Source organism: Anaeropeptidivorans aminofermentans, assembly GCF_940670685.1.
GTDB classification, from domain to species: domain Bacteria; phylum Bacillota; class Clostridia; order Lachnospirales; family UBA5962; genus Anaeropeptidivorans; species Anaeropeptidivorans aminofermentans.
Window position 1 is genome coordinate 2,598,441 of sequence record NZ_OW711693.1, and the last position, 17,199, is coordinate 2,615,639.

Below are 17,199 nucleotides of genomic sequence, written 5' to 3' on the forward strand. Positions count from 1 at the left end.
ATCACCTGACTATTTATATCGTTTTGACTTTTTTACAGGCATAAGGCTTCTCGATGTAAGATATATCATTAAGGCAATAATTCCGATATAGGCAAAAATACTGTAAACGTATATATTTAAAGGCCCCGTATTTGATGAATAATAATCTACGCTTGTAATGCCGTATATGATTTCCGTAGAATATGCCGTTCCAAACTGGCTGTCCATAAGAGAAAAAAATGAAAGGGCAGGGTTTAATACAATGAAAGGCATTCCTGCGATAAGCTGTATCGACAGATTGTTTGAAGCGAGATTATCATTAATTTTTCTAATACTTTCCGCAAAAAGGTAGAAGTCCCCATTTCCGTAAAGCATGCCTTCAAATATAACATAAGATATTGCTAAAAGGAAAAATGTGCCCGCTGTAAAGGCTAAAATAATAATATACGTTAATACAGTAGCCCCTATGGTCTTTTTAATAAAACTTGAAAAGAATATTGCTATGCTTCCTATGGTTGCCGAAACAAGCATGGTATAGCCCATCATGGCAAGAAGATTCATAAAAGAAAGCCCTCCGTAATAAAAAATAATGGCATATACAGGCATGGAAGCAACCATCATAAGAAGTATTGTAATGAGAGAGCTTGAAAGCTTCCCAAGGGCAATGCTTAAAGGCGACATCTTTGTTATCAGCAGGAGGTTCAAGGTCTGCTTCTCTCTTTCACCGCTTATGGCCCCTGCCGTAAGCGCGGGGGTTATCAAAAGTGCAAGACCGAATTGAAACCCGGAAAGAAAAGCATATATATATTTTGTATCCGACACTCTGAAAGAATAGGACGTTCCTGAGCTTGTGGCAAAAAGCGAAAGACCGGCAACCAAAGCAAGGACCAGAACGTAAAGCATAATTGAAATATAGGATTTTAAGCTTCTGAGAGAAGTCATTATTTCTCTTCTGAATACCGGGTTAAGCATTTGCGTTCTCTCCTTCCGTAAAAGCCTTTCCTGAGCCTGTTACTTCCATAAATATCTGCTCAAGATTTCCTTCCTTTTCCTTTATGTTGATTATGGGAATGTCTTTTAATATGATTTCTTTTACTAAAAGAGCAAAATCTTCGTCTTTTCCTTTGTAGGAAAATTCCACATTGTCTGTGCTTTCATAGATGTCTGATACGTCTGGCTTTTCTTCCAAAAGGGAAATAAGCTCCTGTATCTTTTCAAGAGGGCGTATATTAAATATTCTGTTTACAGAAAGGCTTCGCATGACGTCTGCCATGCTTCCGCTGATCATGATCTTCCCTCTGTCTATGATGGCAACATGCGTACACATTTCCGAAAGCTCCGATAATATATGAGAGCTTATAATTATGGTTTTCCCCATTTGACGAAGCTGCTTTAATATTTCCTTAAGCTCTATTCTCGCCCTTGGGTCAAGGCCGGAAGCAGGCTCGTCGAGAATTACTACCTTAGGGTCATGAATCAGGCATCTTGCAACGCAGAGTCTCTGTTTCATTCCTCTGGAAAGAGAATCTACATACTCTTCCTTCTTTTCCGAAAGGTCTACAAGCTCTAAAAGGCTTTCCGTAAGCTCTTTTCTCTCATTATAAGGAATATAATAAGCTCCTTCGTAAAAGTCCATATATTCCGAAACCTTAAGATTATCATAAACCCCGAAAAAGTCAGGCATATATCCTATTTTTTCCTTCAAGGCCAGGGGATTTTTAACCACGTCAGTATTGTCTATAAAAACTTCTCCCCCTGTAGCCGTAAGAAGACCGGACATTATTTTCATGGTAGTTGTCTTTCCTGCACCGTTTGGCCCTACAAATCCATATATGGCCCCTTCGGGAATGTTTAAGTTTAGATTATCTACCGCTGTAAACTTTCCGTACATTTTTATAAGATTTTTTATTTCAACCATTATTGTTCACTGCTCCCTTCAATCCTTATTTTAGGAAGCCCGACATTTTCAGCCCCTTGATTTACGATTCTTATTTTGATATATCCGTCTTCGTCAAAATAATCCGTGGCTGAATCTTCATATGGGGTAAACTTCAGTTCTTCCCACAGGTCGGCAGATACGTTATATATTTTAAACTCAAGCCTTTCCGGCGCTTCTGAAAGCATATTAAATTCCGAGAAAGTAAATTTCTTTATATACTCTCTTTCAGCAAAATGGAATATAATATCCGCCTGTTTGCTGTCATAAATATAGAGCATTTCTCCGTCATCATTATAATAATTATCAGCCTCTATATGGTCTATGGGAATCATTCCGTAATCAAGGGTAAAATCCCCTGTATATACTTCAAAAAACGGAAGCTCTGCCGTAATCATACTGGAGGTATATTTTATAGGGTTTTTCTTGTTGATATTTCCGGAAAATCCGCTTAAATCCGCACTTGTAAAGGCATAAATATGAGCCTTTATTTTGTCCTCCGTCTGATTGCCCGGAACAGAAGTATAGGTATAGTTCTTTCCTCCGTAATAATCCATTAATGTTGAACGCATATTGTCCTGCCATTTTTCAGAATTTGTTTTCTGCTCCCAGCCCATATAGCGATTTAACGCTTCATAATAATGGCTTTGAAATTCATAATTTAAATCGGGAGAATCTTTTCCTAGAATTTTCGTTTCGCCGGCTTTTATGGCCCCTGTTTTTATATAGCCCATATTGGATATTTCAACAATGGAATCTTCAATATCTATATTGGTATTGTTTTTAATTTCGCCTTCAATAGCACCGTTTATGAAATTAATATAGCCTTCCAAGGTACCGCCTAAATCAATATTTGACGAAAAGGATATAAGATTTGGGCTCCAGCTTGGATTATCATAATAAACGATTTCAGGCCTTGCCCCGAAAAGAGCCTTTGCGGAAAGCCTTTCCTTATCGTCTGTTTGGCCTATGCTTGTTCCCCTGTAATACCCATATTCATCTCCCATAAGAGAAGGCATATTCATTCCCTCTGCCATACTAAGCCTGATTTCTCCCTTTTCAGGAGTTAATAAAGCAATGTTTGAACGCACCAAGGCCCTGTCTATACCAGCAGAAGCCTCCACTACATTTGCTATATTAAGGATTGGCTTTTTATATACGGTTCCAAGGCTTATTAAGGATATGAATATGGTCAAAGAAACAGAAAATACAGGAATGATAATAAAGCCCTTTTCTCTTTTATCCTTTTTTCTTAATATGGCATAAAGAAAGGGACCTATGAATATAGAATAAATAATGATAGCTATATAAATATACCATATGGTAGGCCTGTCTTCGCTTGGAATCTGCTGAAGACTGTAAGCACCTATAATATAATCTGTATTTCTTGAAACATCTTCTTTAAGCACACCTTTTCTTTCTGCATATAAAACATAAGAAAGAGCCTTTGAAAGAAGCTTTTCTCCGCTTCCTCCCTGGAGGGCAAAGTCATAGGCGGAAAGTATAACGCCTCCCTTTCCTTTGCTTAATCCGTAAAAAATATCGCCGTAATTTCTGTAGTCGGATTTTAATATGCCTTCAAATTCTATTGCAGTAGTATCTATGGGATTATTAAGAGTAAGGTCTTCGTTTAAGATTTCTTTGTCAAAAAACTCCGTCATTTCCTCAGGGACAGTTTTATAGGAATATCCGTAGGAAGGGCCTAAAGGTTTCGGCTCCCCGCTTTCCAGTATAACAGAGATATCTGTAAAAAGGCCTTCAAGCTCGTTTATGGTTTTTTCTTGGGCAGGCTTTATATTTAAATATCCATTCATGCCTTTTAATGTCTTACTAAAGTTTTTCCCAGTTCCTATTATAAGATAACCGCCGTTTTCAACCCATCTGAATATGGCGCTGATTTGGTCTTCTGAAAGCCTCGCCGTATCAAAATTACTGATAAATAAATAATCTAAATTTGAAAGAAGGCCATCGGAGGAGGGCATATCCTCAGGCTCAAGGAAGATAAAGCTGTTGCCGAAGCTGTCGGTTTCATAAGCATAACTAAGCTCTATATTTCTTAAATAGGAAAGGTTTTTACTTGTGTCGCTTACGGCTGCCCCCATATACTTTTCAGGGTTTACAGCAGTAGAGGTAAAAGCCTTTTCCGTAATTTTCTTATTTTTATCATTGTAAAGATGGGCTTTTACGGCCCCTGCCCCTATGGTGCCGATATTAATTTCCATTTCCACAAGCTTTGCCCCATTTTCAGGAAGCTCAACCGTATGGGCATAGGCAATGGCTCCCCTGCCGCTATTCATTCCCGAATTGGTCCTTATTTGAAGCTCACCTTTAAAGGGAGCGCCGTTATTTGTAAGTTTCACTTTTACAAGTGTAGGGTACCCGACCCTGTAAAGGCCGGAATACCCTAACTCTAACTCCATCTGAATCTGTGAAGAAGCGTCTTCCTGCGCTCCGTAAATAAAAGGCGCAATGGAGCCAAGTACCATGAGAAGTGCAAGAAAAATAGCAATGACTGCGGCAGCTATCCTCTTTTTTTCCTTTTTCTTATTATTCATTGTAACACTCCCTGTTTATCTATATTCAAGGCCGTTAAAACCCGTAAGCACTGAAACGCCCCTGTTATATTCGTGTATTTATTTGCTTTTAAGCTCCTCTAGGAATCTGCTTAGCTTCACATCGTTTCCATGGCGCTTTTCGATGGCAGAGATATAGAGATTTCTTTTGGCCCTCGTGACTGCAACGTATAAAAGCCTTCTTTCTTCTTCTATTTCGTAAGGCAGCCTGCTTTTTTCATAAGGTATCAGACCTTCTACACAGCCTGCAATAAAAACCGTATGATATTCAAGGCCCTTGGCCGAATGGATTGTGCTTAAGCTGACGCCATCCTTATTTAAGTCCTTAAAGTTTTCTTTTGTTTCTTCTACAATAGTCTCTACATGATTAAGATACGATAAAAAGTCATTATGGTTTTTTGAAGACTCGGTAATTTCGTTTATTATTTCAAAAAGCCCCTTGGGGTCTATTTTTCTGTATTCTGCAAAGCTTTTTATATATTCGTCATATCCTATGACATATCTTATGTATTTTATGGCGTCACAAGAGCTTTTTTCCTTAAGTACATTAAGGTGATACATAAGCTCCTCTACACGGCTAAGGATAAAGCTTTGAAGTATTCCCGGGGTATAAAGATAATCCATTAAAGGTATTTTCTTTGAAAGAGCATTTTTTATATGGCTTCTGCTTATAAATCTATTAGGCTTATTGATAATTCTTATAAAATCCTCGTTGCTTCTTCTATCCATGGCAAGAATAAAATAAGAGCGGATATCCTTAAATATCCAATGTTCATAAACAAGGGAAAAACCGTCTTTTATCTTAAAGGGAATATTCATATCCATAAATGCATCTGCAAAGGCTCTTGCCTGAATATTCGTTCTGTAAAGGACTGCAATATCATGATAGGAAATATTTTTAAAGGCTTTAATGATTTTTCCGATATTAAAGGCTTCTTCCTCTATATCTATAGACATAATAAGCCGCGGTTTTGTTCCATTGATTCCTGTTCCTTTAATGGATTTTTCAAATCTGTTTTTATTGTTTTCTATTATTTTATTTGAAAAAGCGATAATTTCGTCGGTGGAACGGTAATTTGTGCTTAGTATTATTTTTTCGGCGTTTTCATAATCCTTTGAAAAATTAAGCATAAATTCAGGCCTTGCGCCTCTGAATCTGTAGATGCTCTGGTCATCGTCGCCTACTGCAAAAATATTTTTGTGATTTGCCGAAATAAGCTTTATAAGGTTATATTGGGCTTTATTAATATCCTGAAATTCGTCTATAAGCACATATTGATATCGCTTTGACCATAAATCAAGTACAGAAGGATTGTCCCTTAAAAGAACATAGGCCTTTTCCAGCATATCGTCAAAGTCCAGCTTCCCTGCCACTTTTTTATATTCCTCATAGGCTGAAAATATGCTTTTAAAATAGTCGTTTGAGATAATCATGGAATTATAATAATCCAAATCAAGCAAATCATTTTTTATAAGGGAAATTTCTTCTTCAAGGCTTTCCATAAAGTCATCGCCTGCATAGGCATTTAGTTTAAGCTTATTTAAAATAGAAGAAAGAATATGCCGCTTTTCATTCTCTGTAAGAACGTCTTCAACTTTTACGAAGCTGTGGGCCCGTAAAATTTTAAAGAAAAAGGAATGGAAAGTAGAAATTTCAGCCTTTTCATAAGAGCCTATAAGCTCGTTAATCCGCTCCTTCATTTCAATGGCAGAGGCCTTTGAGAAGGTGATTACAAGAATATCGCTTCCGCTTACATTAAGCTCCTCTATTAAATATTTTACCCTGTGAGAAATGACTGTGGTTTTTCCGCTTCCCGGACCGGAAATAACCATTGCCGGACCGGTCACATGTTTCACAGCTTCCGATTGACTTTCATTAAGCTTAAGCCTCAGCATAATAACCTCCCTTAAAACGCAATAATTATAACATATATAGGCCTATAATTGAATGAACTTAATGAAAATTTAAGGGCTTAACAAAAGATGCCTTTAAAAAGGCCATAAAGGAGCTATACTTTTTCGATAGACTATTCAAATTAATTACTATATAATTATGATAGAAAGGGTGGTTTAATATGAGTGAAATAATAGATATAATACGGCCGTTTGCTATGTTTTGTGCCGTACTTCTTATAATACATTCCATACTGAAATTTAGAGGGCGAAAATACGGCAAGAGCTTTGAAGATTTTTTTGAAGAAGAGCGAAGAGCAAATTCCGTGAGAAAAAAGGAGATTCCTGAAAATATCTTTTACCTTCCTGAAAATTCCTTTCTTCAGGAACTTATGAATGAACCCTCTCTAAACGAACGTATTCTAAAGGCATTAAATGATTCCTATAAAAAATCCCAGAGAAAGATGCTCCAATTTGATCAGCCGCTTACCAATAATGAAATTAAATATGCCTACGGCACAGCCAATCTGGAAAAAATCATTTCTTACGAGCAAAACTATGAAAATTATTTAAGGGCCCTGAATGTTCTTGCAAGGGAATTAAAAGAATCTGGCAATTTAGATGCGGCTGAAAAAGTTTTATTAAATGTTCTCCATATGAAGCCTATGTTTTTTGAGCCTTACGGGCTTATAATAAGTATTTATTCAGAAAAAAATGAAAAAAGCAAACTTATTGAGCTTCAAAGACGTACTAATGACATGGAATCTATTTCTCGAGAGGACTTCCTTAAAAATAAAATTGAAAAATCTATTGAAAATGCCTTGGCAGATATGTATAGTTAATAAGCCCTGATTAGATTTCGGAGTTTTCTAACTGGCTTTCCGCATAGTTTTTCAAAACATGCTTAAAACCCATGGAGGAGAATAATATGAATATAGGTTTATTTACAGATACTTATTATCCGCAAATAAACGGCGTGGCAACATCTACCCGCATACTTGCAAAGGAGCTTAACGGCCTCGGTCACAAGGTTTATATCTTTACCACAACAGACCCTAAGGCAGAAGAAGCGGTCCCTTATGTTTTCAGGCTTCCCAGTATGCCCTTTGTGTTTTTAACAACTCACAGAGTAACCATGCTCTACCCCCCTAAGCTTCTGATAAATATGAAAAAATTCAAACTGGATGTCATACATACGCAGACGGAGTTTCCCATAGGAATTTTTGGAAAAGTGGCTTCAACATTTCTTAAAATTCCTTCGGTACACACTTACCACACGATGTATGAAGATTATGTCCATTACGTTGCAAACGGGCATCTGATAACGCCGAAAATGGCCCAGCGCTACAGCAGAATATTCTGCAACAGAGCAGATGCCGTTATAACCCCCGTACAAAAATCAAAGGATTCCCTTATTTCCTATGGGGTAAAAAGGCCCATATCCGTTATACCTACCGGCCTTGATTTTGAGCCTTTTTCAAGAGAAAAGTATACAAAAGAAGATATTGAAAAAACAAAGGCTGAAATCGGGGTAAGTATTGATGACCCTATCATCGTTTCCGTAGGCAGAATAGCACAGGAAAAAAGCATAGATGTGTTAATAAAGGCCATGCCTGAAGTGCTTAAAAATATGCCCAATGTAAAATTTGTAATCGTAGGAAACGGCCCCAAAAGAGAGGATTTGGAAAACCTTTCAAAATCCCTTGGGGTTTCAGAGTCCGTGATATTTACAGGTCCGAGGCCATGGGACGAAATAGGAAAATATTATCAGCTGGGAGATATTTTTGCTTGTGCCTCTACATCTGAAACTCAAGGGCTTACTTATATTGAAGCCATCGCAGCAAAGGTTCCCGTAGTAGCCAAAAAAGACAGAAGCATTGAAAATATCATCATCGATGGAGAAACCGGCTTCTATTTTGAAAGCAATGAAGACGCTGCAGGAATCATATGCAAGGCCCTTAAGGCTCCCGATAACAATAAAGCCTTAATCGACAGGGCATATGGCCATATACAGCATCTTTCGAGCAAGAATTTCGGGAAATCTGTAGAGCAACTTTATAAGGACGTTATAAATAAAAATAAAGACAAAGACCATTATTCATCTTATATCAGTGAATAATCCGAAAAGGCATTAGAGTATTTAGGCTTTAATGTCTTTTTGTATGTCCAGTTTGTTTTTTATGCCCCTGCAAGTATTTGCTTTAGAGAATATATAGTAAATTCAAAGTTAACCAGCAGCAAAGCCGTACATCGCTTGAATTCATATAAAATATTAGATTCATGTTGGTATTATCTGGTTTATTTAGTATAATCATAGTAGTTAATTAATTAAAAAATTCGGGAGTGCTTATATTGAAAATACTTTCCATAGGCGATAACGCCGCAGACTGCTATAAAGATAAAAATATATTTTTCCCCGGGGGAAGCGCTGTCAATACTATTATAAGCTGTAAAAGAAACGGCATAGAGGACTGCGGATATTTAGGCGTATTTGGAAACGATTTTGCAGCAGAACATATTGAATATGTACTGAAAAAAGAAGGTATTCATATTGAAAGATGCCGGAAAATATACGCAAAATCAGCCCATCCCCAAATCGTTCTAAAGGAAGAAGGCGCCTTTAGCTTCATATGCAGCCCACGGCAGACAAGTCAGCATCTTGTTAAATTAAAGCTCATTGATGAAGATATTGAGTATATAAAAAACTTCGACATAATTCATTGCGGCTTTTTTTCAAATATAGAAGAAGCGCTCGTAAACTTAAAGCCCCTCGGAAAAATATCCTTTGATTTTGCCTTTATGACGGATTTTAATTATGTTGAAAGCGTATGCCCTTTTATAGACTATGCTTTTTTTTCAGCTTCTCATCTCAATGAAAAAGAGCAGCTTTTACTCATAGAAAAATGCCATGCACTGGGCGTTGAAATCGTAGGGCTTACATTAGGCAGAGAAGGCTCTTTATTCTCTCATGAAGGAAAACTTTATACCCAGAGTATAAAGCCTTCAAAAGCTATAGATACTATGGGTGCAGGAGACGGATTTATAGGCTGTTTTTTAAGTACCTACCCTAAAACCCGCGATATGGAAGCTGCTCTTGAAAAAGCTTCCGAATACGCCGCTAAAATTTGTGAAAATCACGGGGCTTTCGGCTATCCCAAAGAAATTTATGAAGGGCTTCTTGATTAAAACTATCTTAGTATAAAACTATATTAAATTTAGATTCAACCCGCAGCAAAACCGTATATGCATTTTGACTCAAAACGTACTGTTTCCGAAAGAAATCCATGCTTTCAAGTCTAGCGGATAGGTTATGCTGCTTCTTTACAAGAAATTTATGATAAATATTATGTGAAAGGGTGAATATATGGATACAAATATGAGATGGTCTCTTGATGATTTATACGAAGGCTTTAACGAAAAATTTAAATCTGATATGGCGTCCTATAAAAAGGATATAGATGAAATAAAAGCTTATGCCAAATCCTCTTTAAACCAGCGCGATTTTGCAGAGGGCTTTGTAAAAAGGCTTACGGCTTTAGCAAAATACCGTATTCTTACAGATTATTGCCAGCTTACCTTAAGCACCGATACGAAAAATACGGAAGCCTTAGGATATCTTGATGTCTTAAACGATATTTCATCGGAGCTTGCAGGCCCTGAAGCAATATTTGCAGAGTATATCAAAAATACTGAAAACATCAATGCCTTAATTGAAGAATCCGCTTTTTTAAAAGACCATGAATTTTATATCAATGAGATAAAATCCGCATCAAAACATATGCTTTCTGAAAATGAAGAGCTTATTATAGCAAAAATGCGAAATACCGGCTCATCTTATTGGCTTAAGCTTTATGACCAGCTGATGGGGGGCTTATCCTGCGAAATCAATATAGACGGAGAAGAAAAATCCCTTTCCCTTTCGGAAATAAGGAATATGGCTTATGATGAAAATAGAGAAAAGAGAAAATCAGCCTATAATTCAGAAATTAAGGCCTGTGAAAAAATTGCCCTTCCCGTTTCCGCCTGTCTCAATGCCATAAAAGGAGAATCGATTACCGTATCAAAGCTTAAAGGCTATGAGAATGTCCTTCATATGACTTTGGAAGACAGCAGAATGGAAAAGGATACTCTTTCCGCTATGCTTTCCGCCATGGAAGAAAGTATGGAAGGCTTCCAAAAATATTTTGCTAAAAAAGCAGCACTTTTAGGCCTGAAGGATTCTCTCCAATACTATGATTTATTTGCTCCTGTGGGAAAATCAAGCCTTTCTCTAAGCTATCCTGCGGCCATGGAATTTATAATAGAAAAATTCAGTGCTTTTAGCAAGGATTTAGGCGAATTTGCAAGAAAAGCCTACGAAAGCAAATGGATAGATGCCAAGCCGAGAAAAGGCAAGGTGGGCGGAGCTTTTTGTGCGGACCTTCATCCCATAAAGCAGTGCCGTATTATGACAAATTTTCAGGAGGATTCCTTCGATGCTGTGCTTACATTGGCTCATGAGCTCGGTCACGGCTATCACGGAAGCTGCCTTAACGAGGAGCTTCCTCTTAACACGGAATATTCAATGCCCATCGCTGAAACCGCTTCCACCTTCTGCGAAACGCTTATATGCTTTGAAGCTTTAAAAACTGCCGAGCCTGCTGATAAGCTTATCATTCTTGAAAATTATATATCCGGCTGCGCTCAGGTTATCGTGGATATCTACAGCAGGTTTACTTTTGAAGATGCTCTTATGAAAAGACGTGAAGAGGGCTCTCTTTCCGTTAAAGAGCTTAATAATCTTATGAAAAACTCCATTAAAAAAGCCTATGGCAAGGCTTTAAACGAAGACAGCATTCACTCCTATATGTGGCTTATAAAGCCTCATTATTATGACAGCGGATATAATTATTACAATTTCCCCTATGCCTATGGTCATCTCTTTTCCTTAGGCCTTTACAATAAATATCTTGAAGAAGGCCCGAAATTTGCAGATACTTATAAAAAGCTCCTTGCCGCAACAGGCAAAAATTCTTTAAGAGACGTAGGCCTTTTATGCGGAATCGACGTAAATAAAAAGGAATTCTGGCAAAACTCATTAAACACCCTTTTAGGATATATAGAGGATTTTTCAAAACTCTAAATCCAATATCTTTATTCATACAAAAGCCTTTGATTTTTATCAAAGGCTTTTTTCTTTAAAAAGCACTTAAAAATTTTACTTATGGTTTACCAAACCTCTCTATATTCCTTAACCTGTACCTCTTATAATTTAGGCATAAAGCGGCTTGCTTCTCTTTGATTCAAGCTTGGTTTAATTAATAGGCAAAGCTGCCTCATTATTTATTTTACAGGGGGAATTACATTGAAAAGTTTTATTAAGAAAGCGGGAGCTGCTGCTGCAGTTATTGCGCTGACAGCAACAACCCTAGTAAGTGCGTCACTTAGTTTTCCTGCTGAAGCTATTGCCGCAAAAGAACAGGTTTACTCCGGAAAAGCACCGAAGTATATTTTTATGTTCATCGGCGACGGAATGAGCTATCCTCAGGTAACTTCAGCAATGGATTATCTTGGCGTTATGTCCGGCACAGGAAAAGTAGAGAGCAAGGATTTGACATTTACGGCTTTCCCTGTTGTCGGAAGCGCCCAAACATTTGATTCAAGCTCATTTGCTCCCGACTCTGCATCTACTGCAACTTCTCTTGCTACAGGGAAGAAAACCTTAAGCGGCGTAATCAACATGGACGAAACCAAAACAGTAAAGTATGAGACAATTGCAGAAAAGCTTAAAAACCAGCTTGGATACAAAGTAGGCGTAGTATCCTCCGTTAATATCAACCATGCCACTCCCGCAGCTTATTATGCGCATCAGGCTTCAAGGGGAAATTACTATGAAATAGGTCTTGAGTTAACAGAAAGCAAATTTGACTATTTTGCCGGCGGCGATTTTCTTTCAAGAACCGGAAAGAATAAAGACCTGAAAGATATTTATGAAGTGGCAAAAGAAAAAGGATATACCGTAATAAATACTGCAGAAGAATTTAAAAGCTTTAATGATAAAAGCAAAAAGCTTATAGCCATAACGCCTACACCAGCGGACGCTGATTCAATGAGCTATGCTATAGACAGAAAGGCAGGAGAAATTTCTCTTGCAGATTATACAAAAAAGGGCATAGAGCTTCTTGATAATTCTAAAGGCTTTTTCCTGATGGTAGAAAGCGGAAAAATTGACTGGACCTGCCATGCAAATGATGCCGCAACCTCAGTAAAGGAAACTATCGACTTTGATGAATCCATAGAAGCAGCAGTTGATTTTTACAATAAGCATCCTGAAGAAACTTTGATTCTCGTAACAGGCGACCATGAGACAGGCGGTATGACAATCGGATATTCCGGCACAGGCTATTCTACATACTTAGACCTTCTTGCAAGACAGAAGATTTCCTTTAAGGAATATGATAAGAAAATCGCTGAGTTCAGAGAAAACAAAGCATCCTTTGAAAATGTAATGGAAGATATAAGAATAAACTTCGGTCTTACTTTAAATACTTCACCCGAGTCTGCAAACACCAAGAAGGAACTTATTTTAACCGACTATGAAGTTGAAAGACTTAAAACTGCTTACAATCAGTCAATGCTTGACGTATCTGAAAGAGAAGTAAATCCTTATGACAGTCTTTACAGCGAATATGAACCCTTAAGCGTAACAATCACCCACATATTAAACAACAAAGCCGGTATCGGCTGGACCTCCTGGTGGCATACAGGACTTCCTGTTCCCGTATATGCAATGGGTGCCGGTCAGAATTTGTTCTCAGGCTTCTACGACAATACGGACGTTTTCGTAAATCTTAAAGCCCTCACTAAAGTAAATTAATATATAAGCTCAGCTCCGAAGCAGCCCGCCTTTAAAGCTCATACAGGCTTTTCAGGCGGACTGCTCGTTGCGATAAGACAATAAGAAAATAAACTTCATTACGGCATGTTTTAAAAATCAAACCTTAATTTGTTTTCATATTTAATCAAATATATAGTCAAATTGCTTTTATTCCATAGTAAGCATTTGGCTCTAAGTAGGTATAAAACAAGAGAAAAGCAATTTGACAATGCTGCGATTTTATTTAAATTCAAGTATATAGGAGTTAATAATGAAAATATCCGAAAAGTTCAAGAAAGACTGGCTTCCCGTTCTGGGAATAATTTTTTTAATGGCTGTAGTATTAATTATGCCTACGAAGTATGACCAAATTATATATGAAAATACGACTCAGGCGGCTGCCCGGGTTATGGCAGTTGACGAATCAAATATTACCACCTCCGGGCTCATTAAATTCGGTGAACAAATCTGTGAGATAAAAATACTGGACGGAAAATTCAAAGGTCAGGTAACAACCGGCATAAACCATTTATCAGGCTCCATGCGCACAGATAAAATGTTTAATGTGGGCGATAAGATATTTGTGGTTATTGATTATACAGAAGGTAATATACGCTTTGTAAATTTAATAGACCATTACAGACTGGACTTGGAGGTTATTTTGGCAGCCGCCTTTATGATAATAATTATTGCTTTTGCCGGTCCTGTAGGCGCAAGATCCCTTCTGGCATTTGCCTGCAGTATCGTATTAATCTGGAAAATCCTTGTTCCTGCCTTTCTTTCAGGATATAATCCCATAGCCGTAGGCATTTTCATCACAATTCTCCTTACTGTGGTTATCATCGGCCTTATATACGGTTTTGATAAAAGGTCCCTTGCCGCAATTTCCGGCTCCGTCACAGGAATACTCCTGACATGCCTGATGGCATTAATATTTACAAGGCTTTTCAAAATACACGGCGCCGTGATGGAATCCTCCGAATCCCTTCTTTATTCAGGATACGCTCATCTGGATCTGACGGAAATATTTATTGCCAGCATATTTATAGCCTCCTCCGGCGCAATAATGGACGTTGCCGTAGATATAACCGCCGCCATAGGAGAGCTCGTGGAAAAAAGGCCTGACCTTTCAAAATTTGAAACTATAAAATCCGGTATGTCCATAGGCCGCTCTGTGATAGGAACCATGACCACAACATTGCTTCTGGCCTATTCTGGGGGGTACATAGCGCTTTTAATGGTATTTATGGCTCAGGGCACCCCGATTTTAAATATACTAAATCTTAAATATGTATCAACGGAAATTCTTCAGACCCTTATAGGAAGCTTCGGACTTGTAGCCGTAGCACCTCTTACGGCAATAACAAGCGGTTTGCTTCTCGGCGCTTCTCACTCTCATGGTTCTTTAAAAAATGAAGAATTTAAAGAGAGCGTTGCAGAAAGCCGGAGCACAGTATAATCATTTTTAATAAATCTATCAATCCGCCCTAAAATTATAGTAAATTTCTTATAAAGAAGTAAGATAAATTCATTCACTACGAATCCAAAAACACAGCTTTCCTTCGGAAACATAGTGAAATTGCCTTTATAACTTAATAGATATAAGCCTTTCAACATATAAAATCAAATAAAGGCCATTTTACAAAGGCGCTTTATTATATTTCTTCTAAAACACATTTTTGAACTCTCTTAAATATACGGTTTTACTACTGTTTCACTGTAAATGTGCTATAAACCGCCCATATCCAATCAATAAAAAATCCCCTTAGGGGATTTTTATATTTCTTCTTTTATATTGGCCGAGGAATTAAACATAAAAAACCCTTCCAAAAGCAGCCTATATCTGTAAATTTCATCGGGGTCCTGCAAATCTGAATTTAAAATAACCGAAAGCTTCTCCATACGGTAATTAAAGGTATTCCTATGCATATAGCTTTCCTTAGCTGCCTGAGTCTTATTTCCGTTATACTTTGTATAATAATAAAGGGTTTCAAGCATAATCTCCGATTCTTGGCTTTCAAGCTTCAGAAGCGGTCTTAGCGCTTTTTTTATTATTTTCTGGGTAATTTTTCTTTCGGATATTTGTTTTATAAGAATAGCGGCATAGTATTCCTCTATGAATATTAAATTCTTCTCTCTGATAATCCTTTTTATGATTTCTCCGCATTCATCATGAAAGGCAAGCTCTTTTTTAAAATCGCATATGCTGTTAAATTCTTCTCCTACAAGACAAAGCAGATTTTCATTTTCATAAAAGCTTTCTTTCAATATTTCTTCTGAAATCACTTTCTTTATATGCTTTTGACTTCCGGAAATAAGTAGTATTAAGCTGCCCTTGCAGGTAAAGTTTATACAACTTCCTAAGGCGTGTATTTTTTCAAAATTAATAGTTCTTTTAGTATCCTGCTGAAATCTGAAATATATTTTAACTATGGTAAAGGGAGGCTTTAGGCATAGCCCGGGTTTTAACTCCCTAAGCTTGGAAATGGTATGTTTTTCCTCTGCAGCGTCGCTTTTATCCATAATTGATTTTATGCGCTCTTCTGTAAGCTGCTCTTTTTCTCTAAGCTTTATTATATAACCTGTAAGGGGAAATGTCACATCTACATAAGGAATATGGCTCGGCAAAGAAATAACGGGAAGGCCCAACTCATCTGCTCTTTTTATTACTTCGTCTGGAACTTTACTGATAAACCGATTTATTTTTATAATAATTCCCGCTGCCCCTTTTTCGGCTAAAGTTTCTATTATCTCTACTTGCATATTAATATCGTCCTTCATGGCATAGCCCATGGTAAGGAGCAGCATTCCTTCCTTAAACCATTTTCCGTCTGGGTCGGGAACTTCCATTACATCAATGCAAGTTACTATATTATCAAGGCCCTTTTCGCCTGCCACAAGGGTCCCTTCTTTAAGCTTACCTATTTTAAGAGCCTCTCTCATAACCAGTTCCATAATATCACCCTGTTTCATTATAGCAAATTACAGGGCAATAATATAGTGTCTGCAAAATAGCAGACACTATATTATTTATACTAAGCGAACTTAAAAAGGATATAAGCATAAACTTATAAGTCATTTTAAAAAGAATGCTTTCTTATCGCTAAAGGTCTTGTTTTCAAGCCTGTTCGCGATAGTATTTAATTATAGTTTTAAAGTATCAAAATATATAAAGGCCTTTACTTATTAAAGGAGACCATAGGTTTCATATCTTTCTAAATAAAGTAAATTTATTATGAAGAAGCAGCAAAAGCCTCTTCCCAGCAGGCTTTGCTACTGGTTAACTAAACTTACTATAAAGTACAAAATCCTGCATTCGATACTTTTACATACGCCTTATATTTTCAAGCATTATTCCCGAAGCAATAATTGGGTCAATAACGGGAAGCCCCGTAATTTTCCTAATATCTTCGGCTATTTCTATCGTAGCCATTCCTGTACAGGCCAAAGCAATGGCGTTTGAACCTTTTTCTTTCAGCAAAAGTGCAGATTTTAATATGCTTTCCTTATTTTCAGGCTTTAAAAGATCCATTGTTGTTTTCACATTCTCCGGTCTGATATAGTCCACAAGGCTTTCATTTAATATTGCTTTCATGGCATAGGGTATGGATTCCTCTATGCCCATTGCACCAATGCTATCACCATAGGCTCTCGCCAAGCCTGCACAGCAGCTTCCTGCAGCTAAAACAGGAATGTTTACGGCCGCTCTTGCTTCTTTAATAGCAGGGTCCGCCGCACAGCTAATGAAAATAACGTCTTTTCCTTCTCTTTCATATGCTTTAGCCAAAGCAACAATTTTAGGAACCGCTATTGCATCTGTTTCAGGGCTGTAAATACCATAGTCTTGATCTTCAATGCATCTGGATTCAATTTGAAGCCCTGAAAAATTCCGCATTAATATATCTCCATGCTTATTTAAGAGAATCTTATCTTTAAGGGTGACTACCCTTATAAGTCCTACA

General features: G+C 37.4%; 12 protein-coding genes. 6 read left to right on the top strand and 6 right to left on the bottom strand.

Annotated elements, in window-relative coordinates; genetic code table 11:
* Nucleotides 1-9 precede the first annotated feature (9 nt).
* From NBX03_RS10935 to NBX03_RS10950, 4 genes are all read right to left on the bottom strand, one after another.
* Nucleotides 10-951 carry an ABC transporter permease gene (locus tag NBX03_RS10935; RefSeq protein WP_250227812.1) on the bottom strand — a complete coding sequence of 314 codons (942 nt, stop codon included), beginning with the start codon at nucleotides 949-951 and terminating at the stop codon, nucleotides 10-12.
* The gene (locus NBX03_RS10940; protein WP_250227813.1) at nucleotides 944-1,897 is read right to left on the bottom strand and encodes an ABC transporter ATP-binding protein; all 954 of its coding nucleotides are present in this window, start codon (nucleotides 1,895-1,897) and stop codon (nucleotides 944-946) included. Before NBX03_RS10940 ends, NBX03_RS10935 begins: the two co-directional genes overlap by 8 nt.
* A complete protein-coding gene (locus NBX03_RS10945) occupies nucleotides 1,897-4,470 on the bottom strand; it encodes a hypothetical protein (RefSeq protein WP_250227814.1) in 2,574 nt (857 codons plus the stop codon). The genes NBX03_RS10940 and NBX03_RS10945 overlap by 1 nt, the downstream gene beginning before the upstream one ends.
* Nucleotides 4,471-4,548: 78 nt before the next feature.
* Nucleotides 4,549-6,384, bottom strand: coding sequence for an ATP-dependent helicase (locus NBX03_RS10950; protein ID WP_250227815.1), 1,836 nt, complete (start codon nucleotides 6,382-6,384; stop codon nucleotides 4,549-4,551).
* Between the two features lie 179 nt (nucleotides 6,385-6,563).
* On the opposite strand from NBX03_RS10950, the gene NBX03_RS10955 reads away from it, so the two are divergent.
* The 6 genes from NBX03_RS10955 to NBX03_RS10980 all read left to right on the top strand — a co-directional run bounded on the left by NBX03_RS10955 (nucleotide 6,564) and on the right by NBX03_RS10980 (nucleotide 14,696).
* The gene (locus tag NBX03_RS10955; protein ID WP_250227816.1) at nucleotides 6,564-7,223 is read left to right on the top strand and encodes a hypothetical protein; all 660 of its coding nucleotides are present in this window, start codon (nucleotides 6,564-6,566) and stop codon (nucleotides 7,221-7,223) included.
* Between the two features lie 86 nt (nucleotides 7,224-7,309).
* The gene (locus NBX03_RS10960) at nucleotides 7,310-8,500 is read left to right on the top strand and encodes a glycosyltransferase family 4 protein (protein WP_250227817.1); all 1,191 of its coding nucleotides are present in this window, start codon (nucleotides 7,310-7,312) and stop codon (nucleotides 8,498-8,500) included.
* Nucleotides 8,501-8,733: 233 nt separating this feature from the next.
* Nucleotides 8,734-9,567 carry a PfkB family carbohydrate kinase gene (locus tag NBX03_RS10965; RefSeq protein WP_250227818.1) on the top strand — a complete coding sequence of 278 codons (834 nt, stop codon included), beginning with the start codon at nucleotides 8,734-8,736 and terminating at the stop codon, nucleotides 9,565-9,567.
* Nucleotides 9,568-9,745: 178 nt separating this feature from the next.
* The gene (locus NBX03_RS10970) at nucleotides 9,746-11,503 is read left to right on the top strand and encodes a M3 family oligoendopeptidase (protein WP_250227819.1); all 1,758 of its coding nucleotides are present in this window, start codon (nucleotides 9,746-9,748) and stop codon (nucleotides 11,501-11,503) included.
* 222 nt (nucleotides 11,504-11,725) lie between these two features.
* Nucleotides 11,726-13,237, top strand: coding sequence for an alkaline phosphatase (locus NBX03_RS10975; protein WP_250227820.1), 1,512 nt, complete (start codon nucleotides 11,726-11,728; stop codon nucleotides 13,235-13,237).
* 271 nt (nucleotides 13,238-13,508) lie between these two features.
* Nucleotides 13,509-14,696, top strand: a complete 1,188-nt coding sequence (locus NBX03_RS10980; RefSeq protein ID WP_250227821.1) for a YibE/F family protein — start codon at nucleotides 13,509-13,511, stop codon at nucleotides 14,694-14,696.
* A gap of 317 nt (nucleotides 14,697-15,013) precedes the next feature.
* Here NBX03_RS10980 and NBX03_RS10985 read toward each other — a convergent pair whose 3' ends face one another.
* Complete coding sequence (locus NBX03_RS10985; RefSeq protein ID WP_250227822.1) at nucleotides 15,014-16,192, bottom strand: PucR family transcriptional regulator; 1,179 nt, start codon at nucleotides 16,190-16,192, stop codon at nucleotides 15,014-15,016.
* Nucleotides 16,193-16,562: 370 nt separating this feature from the next.
* Entirely contained in the window at nucleotides 16,563-17,132 is a 570-nt protein-coding gene (locus NBX03_RS10990; protein ID WP_250227823.1) for an aspartate/glutamate racemase family protein, read from the bottom strand.
* Nucleotides 17,133-17,199: the final 67 nt, after the last annotated feature.

Excerpts from the sequence above, each read along its gene's own strand:
- NBX03_RS10990 (WP_250227823.1), bottom strand. The coding sequence starts at position 17,132 with ATGCGGAATTTTTCAGGGCTTCAAATTGAATCCAGATGCATTGAAGAT.
- NBX03_RS10985 (WP_250227822.1), bottom strand. The coding sequence starts at position 16,192 with ATGGAACTGGTTATGAGAGAGGCTCTTAAAATAGGTAAGCTTAAAGAA.
- NBX03_RS10935 (WP_250227812.1), bottom strand. The coding sequence starts at position 951 with ATGCTTAACCCGGTATTCAGAAGAGAAATAATGACTTCTCTCAGAAGC.
- NBX03_RS10960 (WP_250227817.1), top strand. The coding sequence starts at position 7,310 with ATGAATATAGGTTTATTTACAGATACTTATTATCCGCAAATAAACGGC.
- NBX03_RS10945 (WP_250227814.1), bottom strand. The coding sequence starts at position 4,470 with ATGAATAATAAGAAAAAGGAAAAAAAGAGGATAGCTGCCGCAGTCATT.
- NBX03_RS10980 (WP_250227821.1), top strand. The coding sequence starts at position 13,509 with ATGAAAATATCCGAAAAGTTCAAGAAAGACTGGCTTCCCGTTCTGGGA.
- NBX03_RS10950 (WP_250227815.1), bottom strand. The coding sequence starts at position 6,384 with ATGCTGAGGCTTAAGCTTAATGAAAGTCAATCGGAAGCTGTGAAACAT.
- NBX03_RS10955 (WP_250227816.1), top strand. The coding sequence starts at position 6,564 with ATGAGTGAAATAATAGATATAATACGGCCGTTTGCTATGTTTTGTGCC.
- NBX03_RS10940 (WP_250227813.1), bottom strand. The coding sequence starts at position 1,897 with ATGGTTGAAATAAAAAATCTTATAAAAATGTACGGAAAGTTTACAGCG.
- NBX03_RS10970 (WP_250227819.1), top strand. The coding sequence starts at position 9,746 with ATGGATACAAATATGAGATGGTCTCTTGATGATTTATACGAAGGCTTT.